The sequence below is a fragment of the Pseudarthrobacter phenanthrenivorans genome, assembly GCF_036455295.1.
In the GTDB taxonomy this organism is placed as follows: domain Bacteria; phylum Actinomycetota; class Actinomycetes; order Actinomycetales; family Micrococcaceae; genus Arthrobacter; species Arthrobacter phenanthrenivorans_C.
The window spans coordinates 96585-113712 of record NZ_JAYXNX010000005.1; the positions used below are offsets into that span (position 1 = coordinate 96585).

Below are 17128 nucleotides of genomic sequence, written 5' to 3' on the forward strand. Positions count from 1 at the left end.
ATGGATACCGTGAACCCGGGGACTTCCCCTGCGCCTGAATACTTCAGCCAAGGCCTTGCCACCCGTGCCTCCGCCTCCACAATCACCCTCGACGACGGCACTGTGGCCTTTTGGACCTATGAGCCCCTCGAAGCGACGCCGGACACCCGCACCGTGCTAGTGGTGCACGGGTTCCGCGGCGACCACCACGGATTGCTGCGCGTGGCGGACCAACTTCCCGATATGCGCATCATCATGCCGGACTTGCCCGGCTTCGGCAGCTCCGACGCTTTTGCCCGGGACCCGCACTCCGTGAAGCGGTACGGACAATTCATCTCCGACTTCATGGCCGCCCAGGACCTCGGGCCGGACACCGTGCTTCTTGGGCACTCCTTTGGCTCCATCGTGGCGGCCCACTTCGTGGCCGACAACCCGGGGGCCGTGCGCCCGCTGATCCTCATCAACCCCATCGCCGCTCCTGCATTGGAGGGACCCAAAGGGGTGATGACGCGCCTCGCCGTGCTGTACTACCGGCTCGCTGCACGGCTGCCCCGCCGCCCGGGCCTGGCGTTGCTGCGCAATCCGCTGATAGTGCGGATAATGAGCGAGACCATGGCCAAAACCCGGGACCGTGAGCTGCGGGCCTTCATCCACGGCCAGCACCATGCCTATTTCAGTTCGTTCGCAGACCGCGACAGCCTCCTGGAATCCTTCACAGCCTCCGTCAGCAGCCACGTGGCTGAAGTAGCCGGGCAACTGGAACTGCCCGTGCTGCTGATCGCCGGTGAAAAGGATGAGATCGCCACCCTTCCCAGCCAGCACCGCCTCCTGGAACTCCTGCCGGACGGCGAACTCAAGGTGATTCCCGGCGTCGGACACCTGATTCACTACGAAACGCCGGAACCGGCCGCCCGCTACATCCGCAGCTTCCTGAAGGACCATCCCGCGTGAAGATCGTCATTGATGCACGTTTTACCCGTACCGACCACCACGACGGCATCAGCCGTTACGGCGCGAGCCTGATCGCAGCCACGGCGAAAATCGCGGATGTGTCCATGCTCATCTCGGACCCCCGGCAGCTCGCCCTGCTCCCGGACGTCCCCTACACGCTCATCAGCAGTCCGCTCTCACCCCTGGAACTCTTCGTTGCGCGCAAGGTCAACGCCGTGGGGGCCGACGTCGTGGTGTGCCCTATGCAGACGATGGGGACCTGGGGCCGGAAGTACGGCTTGATCCTGACCCTGCACGACCTCATCTACTACGAGCACCCCGCTCCCCCCGGCTTCCTTCCGGCCCCTGTCCGGCTGCTCTGGCGGCTCTACCACAAGGCGTTCTGGCCACAGCGTCTGCTCCTCAACAGGGCCGACACCGTGGCAACCATCAGCAGGACGACGGAGGCGCTGATGGCCAAGTACCGCCTGACCCGCCGGCCGGTCCGCATCATCGCAAACGCTCCCCAGCCCGCGCAGGAACCCCGCGATCCGCGCGAGGGAGCGGACAAGACGATCATCTACATGGGCTCGTTCATGCCCTACAAGAACGTGGAAACCATGGTGGCCGGGATGGCCGGCCTGACCGGGTACACCCTGCACCTGCTAAGCCGGATCACTCCGCAGCGGAAGTCCGAACTGGAAACCCTTGTCCCGCCGGGCGCATCCGTGGTGTTCCACAACGGCGTGACAGACGAAGAATATGACGCACTGCTGCGGCGGGCCACGGCGCTGGTGAGCCTGTCCCGGGCCGAGGGGTATGGCCTTCCCCTGGTCGAGGCCATGGCTGTGGGCACGCCCGTCATCGCCAGCGACATTCCGATTTTCCGGGAAGTCGGCGGAGATGCGGCCCTTTATGTTGACGCGGAGTCGCCTGCGCAGTTCGCAGATGCCGTGGGGCAACTACAGGATGGGGCGCACTGGCAGGACCTGTCCGGCCGGTCGGTTGCCCGCGCGGCACAATTCAGCTGGGACGAATCCGCCCGCCAGTTGGTGGATGCGGCCCACGAGGTGATGGCGAAGAGGCGCCGCTAAAGAACGTCCACACCGTCAAGGCGCAGCTGCACCGGGTCCGTGGTCCGCTTGGCTGCCACCGCTGCCCGGGTTACCCGCAGCGCGCGGACGACGGCGGCGGCCTGGGCGTACGTGAAGAACAGCAGGGTCCGGACGTCCTCGGCTGAGCGCCTGCCGGAGGGAGGCGCGGTGAGCAGCAACGGGGCCGGCCCTGCTGTGCGCACCGTCATGGCCTCGCCGGCCAGGTGCGCTTCCACCGCACCGGTGAAGTGTTCAACCGCTGCCCGCGGCCCGGTCACCGATGCGATCCGCACGGCGGGGGGAAGCCCCAGTTCTGTCCGAAGGGACAGCTCCCGCTGGGCGTAGCCTGCCGGATCCCACCGCAGCAGGGCGCCGGTGGCGGCCGGGTCCGTGGCCGTGACAACAACCAGTCCGCCGTCAGGGGCAGGCCGGACAAGGGCGGCCGCATTGAACCAGCGCCGCACGGTGTCCTCCCCCGCCCGGAGGGTCTCCCGGCGCAGCAGTGAATCGCCGTCCAGCAACAGGGCAGCGGCATATCCGCCCTCCGCAACCGGCTCCGCACCCACCGTTGCCACCACCAGCGCCTTGCCGGCAGACACCTTTGCCTTCACCTGGTCTCCGGAGGAAGTGACTACTGTCCTGCCCGGAAAGGCCCGGCCGAGTTCCTCGGCAGTGCGCAGGACTCCGGTGGCGCCTTTTCGAAGCCGTCTGCCGCCGCAGTGGGGGCATTTCCAGTCCGGAGCGGGGGTGGAACACCAGCGGCACTGGGGCAGCGAAGAGGTGCCGGCCAGTGCCAGGGGCCCCTGGCACTGGCCGCAGCGGGCAGGTTCCCGGCAGGTGTCACAAACCAGGGAGGGGGCGTAGCCGGCCCTCCCTACCTGTACCAGCACCGGGCCGCGCTCCAGTCCTTCCTTGGCCGCCTGCCATGCGGCATGGGGCAAGCGGGCGATGGTGGCGAGCGGGTCCCGCTCCTGCTCGAAGCTGTCAGCGGTGTTGATCACGCGGGCAACGGTGCTGCGGAGGGTGGCCCTGTCAGTCTCAATGGGGAGTGCCCAGCGCGCCTCCACCAGCCGCTGCGACTCAGTGCTGCGGGCGTGCCCGGCAAGGAGGCAGGCCGTTCCCTCCTGTTCTGCCCGCAGGAGGAGGACTTCGCGCGCATGGGCATAGGGCGCACGCTGCTCGATATGGAGGTCGTCCCCGTCGTCCCAGCAGGCCACCAGTCCGAGGTCCCGGACCGGGGCGAAGGCTGCCGACCGGGTACCGATGGCAATCCTGGCGCGGCCCGCCAGCAGGCGCAGGAAACTCCGGTAGCGGGGCGTTGGGCCGTCATCGGCGGTTAGCCGGGCCACCGCCTCCGCCGGTACCAGAGCTTTGAGCGCTTCCTCCAGCCGGTCCAGGTCCCGGTAGTCGGGCACCACCAGCACCGCGCCGCGGCCGGAGGAGTAGGCGGCGGCGGCGGCCTCCGCGAGGAGGACCGGCCAACCTGCGGATCCGTAGCCCTGCAAGGGGTTGACGACGGCTCGAGGGGATCCGCCACCAGCCAGATGCCGCAGGAACGCGGCACCGGTGCGGTACGCCGCCCAGGCTGAAACGCCGGGGGCCGCAGGAGGAGCAGCGTCGGCTTCCGTTGTCCCGGTGTCCAGCGCAGCGGGGTAATCCTTTTCCAGCCTGGCAACCCGGGGCGGCACGGCAAGGCGGAGGACGTCGCTGACCGTACCCGCATACCGGGCAGCGACCGCGGCCGCCAGCTCCCTGATGGCGGCCGTCAGGACCGGGACCGGGGACACAACCTTGGCCAGGGGCACCAGGCTGTGTCCGGCGTCGGACTCCGCTAACCGCTCAAGCAGGAATCCGGTGAGGTCCTGGCCGTTGAACTTGACCTTCACCCTGACTCCAGGCTGGGCGGCCTGGTCCAGCTCAGCCGGGACGGCATAGTCGAAAGGACGGTCCAGGTGCGGCAGGGAGGAGTCAACCAGGACCCGCGCCACCGGAAGCTCCCCCGCCAGAGTGACGCCGCCGGCCATCTTGCGCGCGGGAAAACCCTGCAACAGGCTTGGCTGCACGGAACTGTCAGCAACCATGGCAGTTACCTCCGTTCAGCCGCCGCTTGGACAGGAACAGCAAAGCACCCGGCACTGACATGGGACTGCCGGCCTGCGCGGCAGGCTCCCGGCGTGGACAGGCGCGCAACTAGGCGTTGAAGAAAGCCTTGAGATCGTCCACGCGGTCCAGGCGCTCCCACGTGAAGTCCGGTTCGTCGCGGCCGAAGTGGCCATGCGCGGCCGTCTTGGCGTAGATGGGCCGCTTCAGGTCCAGGGCGTCGATGATCGCACGGGGACGCAGGTCGAAGATTTCCGCGATGGCTTCACTGATGCGGGCCGGATCAACTGTTTCAGTCCCGAAGGTCTCCACGTAAGTTCCCACCGGCCGCGCCTGGCCAATGGCGTAGGCAATCTGGATTTCGGCGCGCTTGGCCAGCCCGGCAGCCACCACGTTCTTGGCAACCCAGCGCATGGCATAGGCGGCGGAGCGGTCCACCTTGGACGGGTCTTTTCCGGAGAAAGCGCCCCCGCCGTGCCGGGCCATGCCGCCGTACGTGTCCACGATGATCTTGCGGCCTGTGAGGCCGGCGTCGCCCACCGGGCCGCCAATGACGAACTCGCCGGCAGGGTTGAGGATGTTCGCGGCGCGCGAGACGTCCAGGTTGGCCGCGGCGAGGACAGGGGCGATGACGACGGCGGCGAGGTCTGCCCGCAGCTGCTCCAGGCTTGCGCCCTCGGCATGCTGGCTGGAAATCACCACGGTTTCCACGGAAACCGGCACGTCCTTGTCGTAGCCCACGGTGACCTGCGTCTTGCCATCCGGGCGAAGGTAGGGCAGCTGGCCCGTCTTGCGGACCTCGGTGAGCCGTTCTGACAGGCGGTGCGCCAGCCAAATGGGGGTTGGCATGTAGGACGGCGTTTCGTCGCTGGCGTAGCCGAACATGAGGCCCTGGTCGCCGGCGCCCTGGAGGTCGTAGTCGTCCTCCTGGCGGCCTTCGCGGGCCTCCAGGGAGTTGAAGACGCCGCCGGCAATGTCGTTGGACTGCTGGCCGATGGATACGGAGACGCCGCAGCGGGCGCCGTCGAAGCCGTTGGCGGAGGAGTCGTAGCCGATGCCCAGGATGGTCTCACGGACGATCTGCGGGATTTCGACGTAGGCGTCGGTGGTGACTTCGCCGGCCACGTGCACCAGCCCCGTGGTGGCCATTGTCTCCACTGCCACGCGCGATTCGGGATCCGTGGCCAGCAGCGCGTCCAGGATGGCGTCACTGATCTGGTCGCAGATCTTGTCCGGGTGGCCTTCCGTAACGGACTCGGAGGTGAAGAGCCGGAGCGCAGAGGGCGTGGTCCCATGGGTCTGGGGAAGGTGCAGCGGTAAAGTCACTCAATTACCTTACTGGTTGGTGTTGGTTGCCAGACGGGAGATGTCCCCGTGCTAAGCAAACGTGGCCCGAAACACGTCAGGCCCGGGGCGAAACGTGGTTCAGTTCAAAGCTGATGCGGCTGATGATGGCCTCGGAAACCTCGGTTTTGGTTCCTGATGCTTCCTGTGGTTCGGCGCCGGACCGGGAGAGGATGACCACCGAGTTGGAATCCTGCCCAAAAACTTTGTCCGTGCCCACATGGTTGACCACCAGGAGGTCACAGCCCTTGCGCTGCAGCTTTGCTTCCGCATAGGCCAGCACACCGCCCTGGCTGTCCCCGGTTTCTGCGGCGAAGCCGACTATGAGCTGCGGGGCGCCGCCGGTGCCGGCCTGCCGCTGCTCGACAAGTTCCTGCAGGATGTCGGGGTTCCGGACCAGCGTGATGACGGGATCCGCGGTGTCGTCCCGCTTTTTGATCTTGGTATCGGAGATCTCGGCGGGGCGGAAATCAGCGACGGCCGCGGACATGATGACGGCGTCCGACCCGCTGGCAGCCTCCAGCGCGGCTTCCCGGAGCTGCAGGGCAGTCTCCACCCGCACCACTTCCACTCCTGCAGGTGGCGGGACTTCCATGTGGGCTGCCACGAACCGGACAGTGGCCCCGGCGTTTCGGGCGGCGACGGCCAGCGCCACACCCTGCTTGCCGGACGAACGGTTGCCAAGGAAACGCACGGGGTCGAGGGGCTCGCGGGTTCCGCCGGCGGTGATGGTTACGGTGCGGCCCGCCAGGGGCATCTGGTAATCCGATTGTCCCTGGACCAGCGCCATGGCCGCGTCGAAGATCACCTGCGGCTCCGGCAGCCGTCCCGGCCCCGAGTCCGCGCCGGTCAAACGGCCGGAGGCGGGTTCGAGGACGGCGGTCCCGCGCGCACGGAGTGTTTCCACGTTGGCGCGGGTGGCAGCATGCTGCCACATTTCCGTGTGCATGGCGGGGGCAAACAGCACCGGGCCATGGGCCATCAGCAGGGTGTTGGTGAGCAGGTCTCCGGCCTGGCCGGTGGCAGCCTTGGCCAGGAGGTCGGCCGTGGCGGGTGCCACCACGACAAGGTCCGCTTCGTGGCCAAGGCGTACGTGGTTGACCATGTGCACGTCATCAAAGACGCTGTTGCTGACCGGGTTTCCGGACAGCGCCTCCCAGGTGGCGGTACCGATAAAGCGGGTAGACGCTTCCGTGGGAATCACGGTGACGTCATGGCCGGCTTCAGTAAAAAGCCGGAGGAGCGACGCCACCTTGTAGGCGGCAATCCCTCCCCCGACTCCGAGGACTATGCGCACGTGACCTCCGTCAACTGCGGATCAGTCGGCTGCAGTTACTCTGCGGCTTCGATCGGCGTGGAAACCAGCTTGCCTTCGTTGATCTCGCGCAGGGCGATGGAGAGCGACTTTTCGTTCAGCTTGGTGTCGACCAGGGGCCCGACGTATTCAAAGAGGCCCTCGTGCAGCTGGGCGTAGTAGGCGTTGATCTGACGAGCGCGCTTGGCACCGAAGATCACCAGGCCGTACTTGGAGTCGGCAGCTTCGAGCAGCGAGTCGATCGGCGGGTTGATGATGCCTTCAAGGTTCGTGGACACGGATTCTCCAAATTCCTAGCGGGCTGACGGTTCCGGCAGGTGTGGATGCGGTGTCAGCCCCATGAGTGAAACAAGCTCGTCCGCTGCCCGGCGGACGTCGTCATTTATGACGGTATGGTCGAACTCCGGTTCAGCAGCAAGTTCCAGTTTAGCGGTTTCCAGGCGTCGCTGCTGTTCCTCGGGGGTTTCGGTGCCCCGGCCCACCAGCCGGCGGACCATCTCATCCCAGCTGGGCGGTGCCAGGAACACGAACTGGGCGTCAGGAACGGCGGCCTTGACCTGCCGGGCGCCTTGCAGGTCGATCTCCAGCAGGACGGAACGGCCCTCGGCAATGGCCCGGTTCACCGTGCTCTTGAGGGTGCCGTAGGTGTTCTGCCCGTGGACCACAGCCCATTCCAGCAGTTCGCCCTCGGCAATGAGCTGCTCGAACTCGTCCTTGGTCTTGAAGAAGTAGTGGACCCCGTCCATTTCCCCGGGCCGGGGCGCCCGCGTGGTGGCTGAAACGGAAAGCCAAACCTCGGGGTAGTTGTCACGGATGTAGGTGGACACGGTGCCTTTGCCAACAGCCGTCGGACCTGCGAGGACTGTCAGTCCAGGTTTCTTGCTCACGTATTCCTTTTGCGCAGTTGGGGGAAGACAGGCGCCGCCTGCCTCAATGCTCGTCTATAAAATCTACCAGCGCCCGGCGCTGGTGGACGCCCAGGCCCCGGACCCGGCGGGAGGCAGCAATTCCCAACTGCTGCATAATGGCGGCGGCCCGCACCTTGCCGATGCCCGGAAGGGCTTCGAGCAGTTCCGAAACCCTCATGCGGGCCAGAGCGTCGTCCTCCACCGCGGAGCTGATGATGTCAGCGGCGGTCCTGTCCCCATTCCGCAGGCTTTCCTTGGCGGCGGCCCGGGTTGCCCTGGCCGCCGCAGCCTTGCCCAGCGCATCGGCCCGTTCAGACGCAGATAAGGGTCGCAGGACCATCACGGACACCCCCGAAGTCGGCGGATTCATCCAAGGGCGGCCGCCCTTGGACCTGTCCTGAAACTACCCTCTGGTGCAGCCCGAATCAATGCATTCGGGCAATTGCACGCTATCCCCGCAACCCGTCCAGGGTTCGCAGCGCTGCTTCCCGCAGTCCGCTGACCTGCGGTCCCGCCGACAGGATGTCGCGGCTCGAGGTTCCCAGGACCAGCGGATAGGCAGCGCCGAAGGTGGCCCGAAGGTCCGCCGGAGTTGCCCCCTGGGCCCCGAGCCCGGGGGCCAGGATGGGTCCGCGGACGGAAGCCAGGTCCAGCTCCAGGTCCGTCAATGCGCTGCCGACGGTGGCGCCGACAACCAGGCCCACGGAACCGAGGCTGCCCGCGTACCGGGCGTTCTCCGCCGCAGCCGATTCCGTGATCCTGCGTGCCACGGAATCTGTTCCGCCCACGTGCTGGACCGAAGCTCCCTCGGGGTTCGATGTCAGCGCCAGCACGAACACGCCACGCCCGGTGTCGGCCGCGAGGTCCAGCGCGGGGCGCAGGGACTCAAAGCCGAGGTAAGGGCTCAGCGTGACCGAGTCGGCTGCCAGCGGGGACCCGTCGCGGAGCCAGGCGTCCGCGTAGGCGGCCATGGTGGAACCGATGTCGCCGCGCTTTGCGTCAGCAATCGTAAGCACGGACAAGTCCCGGGCCGTGGCCAGGACTTCCTCCAGCACAGCCATGCCGGCCGAACCGTGGCGTTCATAAAGTGCCACCTGGGGCTTCACCGCGGCCGCGAGCGAAGCCACCGCCTCAAGGACCGTCAGCGAGAAACGCCGAAGCCCCGCGGCGTCGTCGTCCAGTCCCCAGGCATGCAGCAGGGCCGGATGCGGATCAATGCCCACGCACAGCGGCCCGCGGGCCGCCATGGCGGCACCGAGCCGGGAGCCAAAGGACTCCCGGCCTGCGGCAGGTACCTGCTCAGGCATGCTGCAGGGCCGCCTTCTGCGACTCCGCAAGCGCTGCGGCGTGCTCCTGCAGGCTGGTGACGGACCACTCGTAGGTGCGCATGGCCTCGATGGCCTGGACGGCGGCGTTGAACTCGGCCACCGTGGTGATGCACGGGATGCCGATGGACGTTGCCGCGGCACGGAGTTCGTAGCCGTCGCTGCGGGCTTCGCCGCCGGACGGGGTGTTGAAGACCATGTCGATCTCGCCGGCCACAATCAGGTCCGCGATGGTGCCCTCACCTTCAGCGCTGCTGCCCTCGGCCACCTTGCGCACCGGGGTGGCCTGGATGCCGTTGCGGCGCAGGACATCGGCGGTGCCCCCGGTGGAGACGATCTCGAAGCCGAGGTCGGAGAGCCGCTTGACGCCCATGATCACCGAGCGCTTGTCCCGGTTGGCCACGGAGACGAACACCTTGCCCTCGGTGGGCAGCGCGTTGTTGGCACCGGCCTGGCTCTTGGCGAAAGCGGTGTCGAAGTGCTTGTCGATGCCCATGACCTCGCCAGTGGAGCGCATCTCGGGGCCGAGAAGGGAGTCCACCACCTTGCCTTCAAGGGTGCGGAACCGGCTGAACGGCAGCACGGCTTCCTTGACGGCCACGGGGGCGTCCAGCGGCAGGCTTGATCCGTCGCCAACTTCCGGCAGCATCTTGTAGGCGCTGCGGAGCTGGTTGATGGTCACGCCGGTGCCGATCAAGGCAGCTGCTTTGGCCATTTGGACCCCGGTGGCCTTGGACACGAACGGCACGGTCCGGGAAGCACGCGGGTTGGCTTCCAGGACGTACAGGACGTCGGAGGCCAGCGCGAACTGGATGTTGATGAGGCCGCGCACGCCCACGCCTTCAGCGATGGCACGGGTTGCCACGCGGACGCGTTCGACGACGTTGCTCCCCAGGGTGATGGGCGGCAGGACGCAGGCGGAGTCGCCGGAGTGGATGCCGGCTTCCTCGATGTGCTCCATGATGCCGCCCAGGTACAGATCGGTGCCGTCGAAGAGGGCGTCGACGTCGATTTCGACGGCGTCCTCCAGGAAGCGGTCGATCAGCACCGGGTGGTCCGGGGTGATTTCGGTGGCGTTGGCGATGTAGCGGGAGAGGTTGGGTTCGTCGTAGACGATTTCCATGCCGCGGCCGCCCAGCACGTAGGACGGGCGGACCAGGACCGGGTAGCCAATCTCGTCGGCGATGCTCTTGGCGTCCTCGAAGGAGACGGCGGTGCCGTTCTTCGGTGAGACCAGGCCGGCCTTGTCCAGCACGCGGGAGAAGGCACCGCGGTGCTCGGCGAGGTCGATGGCTTCCGGGGAGGTGCCCAGGATGGGCACGCCGGCGTCGGCCAGCTGCTGGGCCAGCTTCAGCGGGGTCTGGCCGCCGAGCTGGACGAACACGCCCATGACGCCGCCGGTGCGTTCCTCTGCGGCGATGACCTCCAGGACGTCCTCAAGCGTGAGCGGCTCGAAGTACAGGCGGGTGGAGACGTCATAGTCCGTGGAGACGGTTTCCGGGTTGCAGTTGACCATGACGGTTTCGTAGCCGGCCTTGCGCAGCGCCATGGAGGCGTGGACGCAGGAGTAGTCGAACTCGATGCCCTGGCCGATGCGGTTGGGACCGGAACCGAGGATCAGGATGGACGGCTTGGAGTGCAGCGCAACCTCGTCCTCCTCGTCATAGGCCGAGTAGTGGTACGGCGTGTACGCGGCGAATTCGGCGGCGCAGGTGTCCACGGTCTTGTACACCGGACGGATTCCAAGGGCCTGCCGCACACCGCGGACCACGGCCTCGGAGTTGTGCGTCAGGGCGCCGATCTGCTCGTCAGAGAAGCCGTGGCGCTTGGCGCGCTTGAGCATGTCGGCCGTGAGAGCGCCCGCCTGGCGGATTTCTTGGGAGATCTCGTTGAGCAGCTGGAGCTGGTCAAGGAACCAGGGATCGATCTTGGTGGCTTCGAAGAGCTGCTCGACGGTGGCGCCGCCCAGGAGGGCGCGCTGGACCTGGTGGAGGCGCCCGGTGGTGGGGCGCTTGGCCTTTTCAATGAGCTCCGCCACTTCGTATTCGGGGACGGAGCTGAAGTCCAGCTGCGAGCCCTTCTGTTCCAGGGAACGCAGGGCCTTCTGCAGGGCTTCGGTGAAGTTGCGGCCCATGGCCATGGCCTCGCCCACAGACTTCATGGTGGTGGTGAGGGTGTCGTCCGCCGCCGGGAACTTCTCGAATGCGAAGCGGGGTACCTTGACCACTACGTAGTCCAGGGTGGGTTCGAAGGACGCGGGGGTCTTCTGGGTGATGTCGTTGGGGATCTCGTCCAGGGTGTAGCCCAGGGAGAGCTTGGTGGCGATCTTGGCGATGGCGAAGCCGGTGGCCTTGGAAGCCAGAGCGGATGAACGGGAAACACGCGGGTTCATCTCGATGACCACCACGCGGCCGGTCTTGGGATCGATGGCGAACTGGATGTTGCAGCCGCCCGTATCCACGCCCACCTCGCGGATGACGGCAATGGCCACGTCGCGCAGCTTCTGGTACTCGCGGTCCGTCAGGGTCAGGGCCGGGGCAACGGTGATGGAGTCTCCGGTGTGTACGCCCACGGGATCGAAGTTTTCGATGGAGCAGACGACAACCACGTTGTCGTTCTTGTCCCGCATCATCTCGAGCTCGTATTCCTTCCAGCCCAGGATGCTCTCTTCGAGCAATACCTCGCTGGTGGGGCTGTACTGCAGGCCTTGTCCAACGATGCGGCGCAGGTCCTGCTCGTTGTAGGCCAGGCCGGAGCCCAGTCCGCCCATGGTGAAGGAGGGGCGGACCACCATCGGGTAGCCCAGGTCGACGGCGGCCGTGAGTGCCTCGTCCATGGTGTGGATGATGTGGCTGCGTGCGGATTCGGCGCCACAGCGTTCCACGACGCCCTTGAACTTCTCGCGGTCCTCACCGAGCTCGATGGCGGCGATGTTGGCGCCGATCAGCTCCACGTTGTACTTCTCCAGTACACCGTTCTTGTCCAAAGCGATGGCGGTGTTCAGCGCAGTCTGGCCACCCAGGGTGGGCAGCACGGCGTCGGGGCGCTCCTTGGCGATGATCTTCTCCACCACCTCGGGGGTGATGGGCTCCACGTAGGTGGCATCGGCGAACTCGGGGTCGGTCATGATGGTGGCCGGGTTGGAGTTCACGAGGATGACGCGCAGGCCCTCCTCTTTGAGGACCCGCAGTGCCTGCGTGCCGGAGTAGTCGAATTCGGCGGCCTGGCCGATGACGATCGGGCCGGAACCAATGACGAGGACGCTCTTGAGGTCGGTACGTTTCGGCATTACTTCTTGTCCTCGGTCTTGTTGTCGGTGGCGGTGTTGGTGTCAGCGTTCTTCGTGTCCGCCATCAGGTCAATGAAGCGGTCGAACAGGTAGGCGGCGTCGTGCGGGCCCGCCGCTGCTTCCGGGTGGTACTGCACGGAGAAGGCCGGGATGTCCAGGCAGGCGAGGCCTTCCACGACGTCGTCGTTCAGGCTGATGTGGCTCACTTCCACCCGCCCGTAACGCGCCTCCGGAGCCTCGGTGGCGCCGTCGAGCGGTGCGTCCACGGCAAAGCCGTGGTTCTGGGAGGTGATCTCCACCTTGCCGGTGCGCCGGTCCATGACCGGCTGGTTGATGCCCCGGTGGCCGTAGCGCAGCTTGTAGGTGCCAAAGCCGAGAGCGCGGCCGAGGATCTGGTTGCCGAAGCAGATGCCGAAGTAGGGGAGCTTCTCGTCCAGGACGGAGCGCAGCAGCTTCACCTGGGCGTCGGCGGTGGCGGGGTCACCCGGGCCGTTGGACATGAAGAAGCCGTCCGGGTTGACGGCCTTGACGTCCTCCAGGGTGGCGCTGGCGGGAAGTACGTGGACGCGTACCCCTCGCTCCGCGAAACGGATGGGGGTCATGGATTTGATGCCGAGGTCGATCGCCGCGATGGTGAAGCGGGGTTCATCTTCCCAGCCGTGGTCCTTCGGTTCCACCACGTAGGCTTCGTCGACGCTGACTTCCTCGGCCAGGCGCGAACCCTCCATGGGGGCGCTGGCGAGGACGGCGTCGAGCAGTTCCTTGTCCGAGGCCTCGGCAGCCTCGCCGGAGAAGATGCCGGCGCGCATGGTCTTGTGCTCGCGCAGGTGGCGGGTGATGGCGCGGGTGTCCACGCCCTGGATGCCGACGATGCCCTGGGCCACCAGTTCCTCGTCCAGCGATCGCTCGGACCGCCAGTTGGAGGGCCGCCGCGCAGCGTCGCGGACGATGTAGCCGGCCACCCAGATGCGCCGGGACTCGGCATCCTCATTGTTCACGCCGGTGTTGCCGATGTGCGGGGCCGTCTGCACCACCAGCTGGCGGGCATAGGACGGGTCGGTGATGGTTTCCTGGTAGCCGGTCATGCCGGTGGCAAAGACGGCCTCGCCCAGGGCGGTGCCGGTGGCGCCGTAGCTGGTGCCGCGGAAAATGCGCCCGTCTTCGAGAACTAGCGCTGCCGGAGCGGAGGTGGTTGCTGTCAATGTATTCGCTTTCACTGTCTTACTTTCCACTGGTGGCACCAGCCGCTGGGGCTGACGAAATCAAATCCTGAAGGGCTTGGTACAGCACATCCTTGTCCGCGGCGCGGCGTGTCCGGAAGCCGGTGTCCAGCTCGTGCCTGCCAAGTGTCCAGGCAAGCACCAGCAGGCCATCCTTTTCTACGAACTTACCCGCCATGCCGCTGTCCTGGCGTACGCCGGTGAGGGACGCCGCCGGGATGTACAGGGCGGGCGCCCCGGCTCTTTCGTAAAGGACGCCGTGCGGGTACACGGCGAGGCTGGAATTGGTGCGGATGCCCAGCCCGTGAACCGCGATCCGGTCAAGCCAGTCGCCTGCGGTGGTGGTGGCCACATACTGGCCCTCGGCGACTGCGATGGGCTCCCCCGGTGCGCCGGGCACCTGGGGCAGCTGCTCGACGTCGGACTGGCGCTTCAGGCGGTTGCGCCACCCCACGGCGAGAAGGACAAAGACGACGGCGACAACCGCCAGCATGGCAAGGCCGGGAAGGATCTTGTCCATCAGGCCGCGCCCGCCGGGGTTGCGGCGGCTTCGGGGTGGGGCGTGTTGAGGACGCCGCCGAGTACGGTGGGGTGCCCCCTGAAGAAGGTGGCCACGACCTTGCCCGGAAGTTCCCTGCCCTTGAACGGGGAGTTGCGCCCCATGGTGGCCATCTGGAACGGGTCCACCGTCCAGCGTGCCGCCGGATCAACCAGGATGAGGTTGGCGGGTTCGCCTGCCTCGATGGGCCTGCCCTGGTCGCTGAGCCGGCCAATCTTCGCCGCCGCGGTGGACGTCACCCTGGCGAAGTCGGCCCATGTCATCAGGCCGGTGTCGATCATGGCGTGCTGGACCACGGAGAGTGCTGTTTCCAGGCCCGTCATGCCCATGGCTGCCTGCGCCCACTCGCATTCCTTGTGCTCGCTGGGGTGCGGGGCGTGGTCTGTGCCCACCACGTCGATGGTGCCGTCTGCCAGGCCGGCGCGCAGTGCCTGGACGTCGGCGTCGGTGCGCAGCGGCGGGTTGACCTTGAAGACGGGGTCGTAGCTGCGGACCAGGTCATCGGTGAGGAGCAGGTGGTGCGGGGTGACCTCGGCCGTGACGTCGATGCCGCGTTCCTTGGCCCAACGGATGATTTCCACCGAGCCTGCGGTGGACACGTGGCACACGTGCAGGCGGGAGCCCACGTGCCGGGCCAGCAGGACGTCGCGGGCAATGATGCTTTCCTCGGCCACCGCAGGCCAGCCGGTGAGGCCCAGCACGGCGGAGACGTCGCCTTCGTTCATCTGTGCCCCGGCGGTCAGGCGGGGTTCCTGGGCGTGCTGGGCCACGACGCCGTCGAACGCCTTGACGTACTCCAGGGCGCGGCGCATCAGGACGGGGTCATGGACGCAGATGCCGTCGTCGGAAAACATCCGCACCCGGGCACGGGAATCGGCCATGGCGCCGAGCTCTGCCAGCTGCTCTCCTGCGAGGCCGACGGTTACAGCGCCCACCGGGCGGACGTCCACCCAGCCGGCCGCACGGCCCAGGGTGTAGACCTGCTCCACGACGCCTGCGGTGTCGGCAACGGGCGTGCTGTTGGCCATGGCGTGCACGGCGGTGTAACCGCCGAGCGCAGCCGCACGCGTTCCGGTCTCCACGGTTTCGGCGTCCTCGCGGCCGGGTTCGCGGAGGTGCGTGTGCACGTCCACCATGCCGGGCAGTGCCACCAGGCCGGTGGCGTCGATAACGGTGGCGCCGTCGGCGGATAGGCCACTGCCGATCTCGGCGATGATACCGTCGCGGACCAGCAGGTCTGCGGGCTCGCCGCCGAGGATGGCGGCGCCCTGGATGAGGTAGGTTCCGGTGTTGGCTGCCATCAGATGCTCTCCTTGGTGGAAGGGGCGGCGGCAGCGTAGGCCGGTGCCCGGTGGGCGGCTGGTTCCCGGGTGTCACCGGAGAGCAGCAGGTACAGCGCGGCCATCCGCACGGACACGCCGTTGCGGACCTGCGCCAGGACGGTGGACCGCGGCGAGTCCGCGGCGGCGGCACTGATTTCCAGGCCTCGGTTCATGGGCCCGGGGTGCATGATGATCGTATCCGTCATGCCAAGGTCATCCAGGGCACGGAGGCGGTTGTCGTCAAAGCCCCACCGGCGCGAGTATTCCCGGGTGCTGGGGAAGAAGGAGGCGTTCATCCGTTCGCCCTGCACGCGGAGCATCATCATGGCGTCGACGCCGTTTGCGAGCGTCTGGTCCAGGTCGTAGCTGACGCTGCAGGGCCATTTTTCGACGCCGACGGGCAGCAGAGTGGGCGGGGCCACCAGGGTGACTTCCGCGCCGAGGGTGCGGAGCAGCCAGACGTTCGAACGCGCCACACGGGAGTGCAGAACGTCGCCTGCGATGGCCACCCGCATGCCTTTGAGGTCTGCCCCTTCGGAGCCGGTGCCCGCGAGGCGGGCCCAGTGCCGGCGCATGGTGAAGGCATCGAGCAGGGCCTGGGTGGGGTGTTCGTGGGTGCCGTCGCCTGCGTTGATGACGGCTGCGTCGATCCAGTCGGTCGCGGCGAGCCGGTGGGGTGCGCCTGACGCCCAGTGGCGGATGACGACGGCGTCCGCACCCATGGCGGACAGCGTTTGGGCCGTGTCCTTGAGGGATTCGCCCTTGGAGACGGATGATCCCTTGGCGGCGAAGTTGATGACGTCCGCCGAGAGCCGCTTGGCTGCGGCTTCGAAGGAAATGCGGGTGCGGGTGGAGTCCTCGAAGAAGAGGTTGACCACGGTGCGTCCGCGCAGGGCCGGGAGTTTCTTCACTTCCCGCTCCCCCACGGCCGACATTTCCTCGGCGGTGTCGAGGATGCGGATGGCGTTCGAAAGGCTGAGGTCCTCCGTGGACAGAAGGTGCTTCATGCGCCGCCCTCGATCACGACTTCATTGACGGGGACGCCGGCGTCGGACATGTCCGTTTCTTCGAGCCGGACCCGGACCTTCTCGGAGGCAGCGGTGGGCAGGTTCTTGCCAACGTGGTCGGCGCGGATGGGAAGTTCCCGGTGCCCGCGGTCGATGAGGACGGCCAGCCGGACGATGCGGGGTCGGCCCAGATCGACGAGGGCGTCGAGGGCAGCCCGGATGGTGCGTCCCGAGTAGAGGACGTCGTCGATGAGCACCACCACTTTGTTGTCGATGCCGGTGCGGGGCAGACGGGTGGGATACGGCGGCCGTGTGCCCTGGTGGGAGAGATCGTCACGGAACATGGTGACGTCAAGCTGTCCCACGATGGCTGCGGCGTCAACGGTGTTGTCCGCGGCGGCAATTTTTTCGGCAAGCCGGACAGCCAGCGGGTAACCGCGGCGGGGAATGCCCAAAAGGACCAGGTCCCGGGATCCCTTGTTGGCTTCGAGGATCTCATGGGCGATACGAGTGAGTGCCCGGTCAATGTCCGCCTGGCTCAGGACGACCCTGGCTGGAACCGGTGCGCTGGTGACAGAAGTCAACGCTCGTCTCCCCTTTCCCCGCCTCACAGGACGGAATTAAAAAAGGAATGTTTGCTTTTCAAAATTACCACACGGTCCCCGGGCCCCGGCCCCGGAACAACGCGGCGCTCATCACACCCGGTCCCCGGACGCGGGTCCTTGGTGGCGCGGTA

At 67.0% G+C, this 17128-nt stretch carries 15 protein-coding genes; 2 read left to right on the top strand and 13 right to left on the bottom strand.

The annotated features are described in order from the left end of the window. Entirely contained in the window at nt 1-930 is a 930-nt protein-coding gene (locus tag VXJ37_RS08275; RefSeq protein WP_331322568.1) for an alpha/beta fold hydrolase, read from the top strand. Beyond that, a complete protein-coding gene (locus tag VXJ37_RS08280; protein ID WP_331322569.1) occupies nt 927-2003 on the top strand; it encodes a glycosyltransferase family 4 protein in 1077 nt (358 codons plus the stop codon). Before VXJ37_RS08275 ends, VXJ37_RS08280 begins: the two co-directional genes overlap by 4 nt. On the opposite strand, the gene VXJ37_RS08285 is transcribed toward VXJ37_RS08280, so the two are convergent. The 13 genes from VXJ37_RS08285 to pyrR form a co-directional block, all read right to left on the bottom strand. Continuing rightward, nucleotides 2000-4084: a primosomal protein N' gene (locus VXJ37_RS08285; protein ID WP_331322570.1), complete on the bottom strand. Its 2085-nt coding sequence runs from the start codon at nt 4082-4084 to the stop codon at nt 2000-2002. The two genes, VXJ37_RS08280 and VXJ37_RS08285, sit on opposite strands and share 4 nt — an antisense overlap. Before the next feature lie 109 nt (nt 4085-4193). Beyond that, nucleotides 4194-5429 carry a methionine adenosyltransferase gene (metK, locus tag VXJ37_RS08290; RefSeq protein WP_331322571.1) on the bottom strand — a complete coding sequence of 412 codons (1236 nt, stop codon included), beginning with the start codon at nt 5427-5429 and terminating at the stop codon, nt 4194-4196. 76 nt (nt 5430-5505) lie between these two features. After that, complete coding sequence (gene coaBC / locus VXJ37_RS08295; protein ID WP_331322572.1) at nt 5506-6744, bottom strand: bifunctional phosphopantothenoylcysteine decarboxylase/phosphopantothenate--cysteine ligase CoaBC; 1239 nt, start codon at nt 6742-6744, stop codon at nt 5506-5508. 35 nt (nt 6745-6779) lie between these two features. Continuing rightward, nucleotides 6780-7040 (bottom strand): DNA-directed RNA polymerase subunit omega, encoded by a 261-nt coding sequence (gene rpoZ / locus VXJ37_RS08300; RefSeq protein ID WP_003800778.1) that lies wholly within the window; start codon nt 7038-7040, stop codon nt 6780-6782. 15 nt (nt 7041-7055) lie between these two features. Then, on the bottom strand, nt 7056-7649 hold the full coding sequence (gene gmk / locus VXJ37_RS08305; protein WP_331322573.1) for a guanylate kinase: 594 nt from the start codon (nt 7647-7649) through the stop codon (nt 7056-7058). A gap of 43 nt (nt 7650-7692) precedes the next feature. Next, the gene (gene mihF / locus VXJ37_RS08310) at nt 7693-8010 is read right to left on the bottom strand and encodes an integration host factor, actinobacterial type (RefSeq protein WP_331322752.1); all 318 of its coding nucleotides are present in this window, start codon (nt 8008-8010) and stop codon (nt 7693-7695) included. 109 nt (nt 8011-8119) lie between these two features. After that, nucleotides 8120-8977, bottom strand: a complete 858-nt coding sequence (gene pyrF, locus VXJ37_RS08315) for an orotidine-5'-phosphate decarboxylase (protein ID WP_331322574.1) — start codon at nt 8975-8977, stop codon at nt 8120-8122. Then, a complete protein-coding gene (gene carB, locus VXJ37_RS08320; protein WP_331322575.1) occupies nt 8970-12284 on the bottom strand; it encodes a carbamoyl-phosphate synthase large subunit in 3315 nt (1104 codons plus the stop codon). Before carB ends, pyrF begins: the two co-directional genes overlap by 8 nt. Continuing rightward, a complete protein-coding gene (carA, locus tag VXJ37_RS08325) occupies nt 12284-13525 on the bottom strand; it encodes a glutamine-hydrolyzing carbamoyl-phosphate synthase small subunit (RefSeq protein WP_440589786.1) in 1242 nt (413 codons plus the stop codon). Before carA ends, carB begins: the two co-directional genes overlap by 1 nt. Beyond that, a complete protein-coding gene (locus tag VXJ37_RS08330) occupies nt 13506-14024 on the bottom strand; it encodes a PH-like domain-containing protein (RefSeq protein ID WP_331322577.1) in 519 nt (172 codons plus the stop codon). Before VXJ37_RS08330 ends, carA begins: the two co-directional genes overlap by 20 nt. Then, nucleotides 14024-15364, bottom strand: a complete 1341-nt coding sequence (locus tag VXJ37_RS08335) for a dihydroorotase (RefSeq protein WP_331322578.1) — start codon at nt 15362-15364, stop codon at nt 14024-14026. The genes VXJ37_RS08330 and VXJ37_RS08335 overlap by 1 nt, the downstream gene beginning before the upstream one ends. Then, nucleotides 15364-16392, bottom strand: coding sequence for an aspartate carbamoyltransferase catalytic subunit (locus VXJ37_RS08340; RefSeq protein WP_331322579.1), 1029 nt, complete (start codon nt 16390-16392; stop codon nt 15364-15366). The genes VXJ37_RS08335 and VXJ37_RS08340 overlap by 1 nt, the downstream gene beginning before the upstream one ends. Then, on the bottom strand, nt 16389-16976 hold the full coding sequence (gene pyrR, locus VXJ37_RS08345; RefSeq protein WP_141941541.1) for a bifunctional pyr operon transcriptional regulator/uracil phosphoribosyltransferase PyrR: 588 nt from the start codon (nt 16974-16976) through the stop codon (nt 16389-16391). The genes VXJ37_RS08340 and pyrR overlap by 4 nt, the downstream gene beginning before the upstream one ends. Nucleotides 16977-17128: the final 152 nt, after the last annotated feature.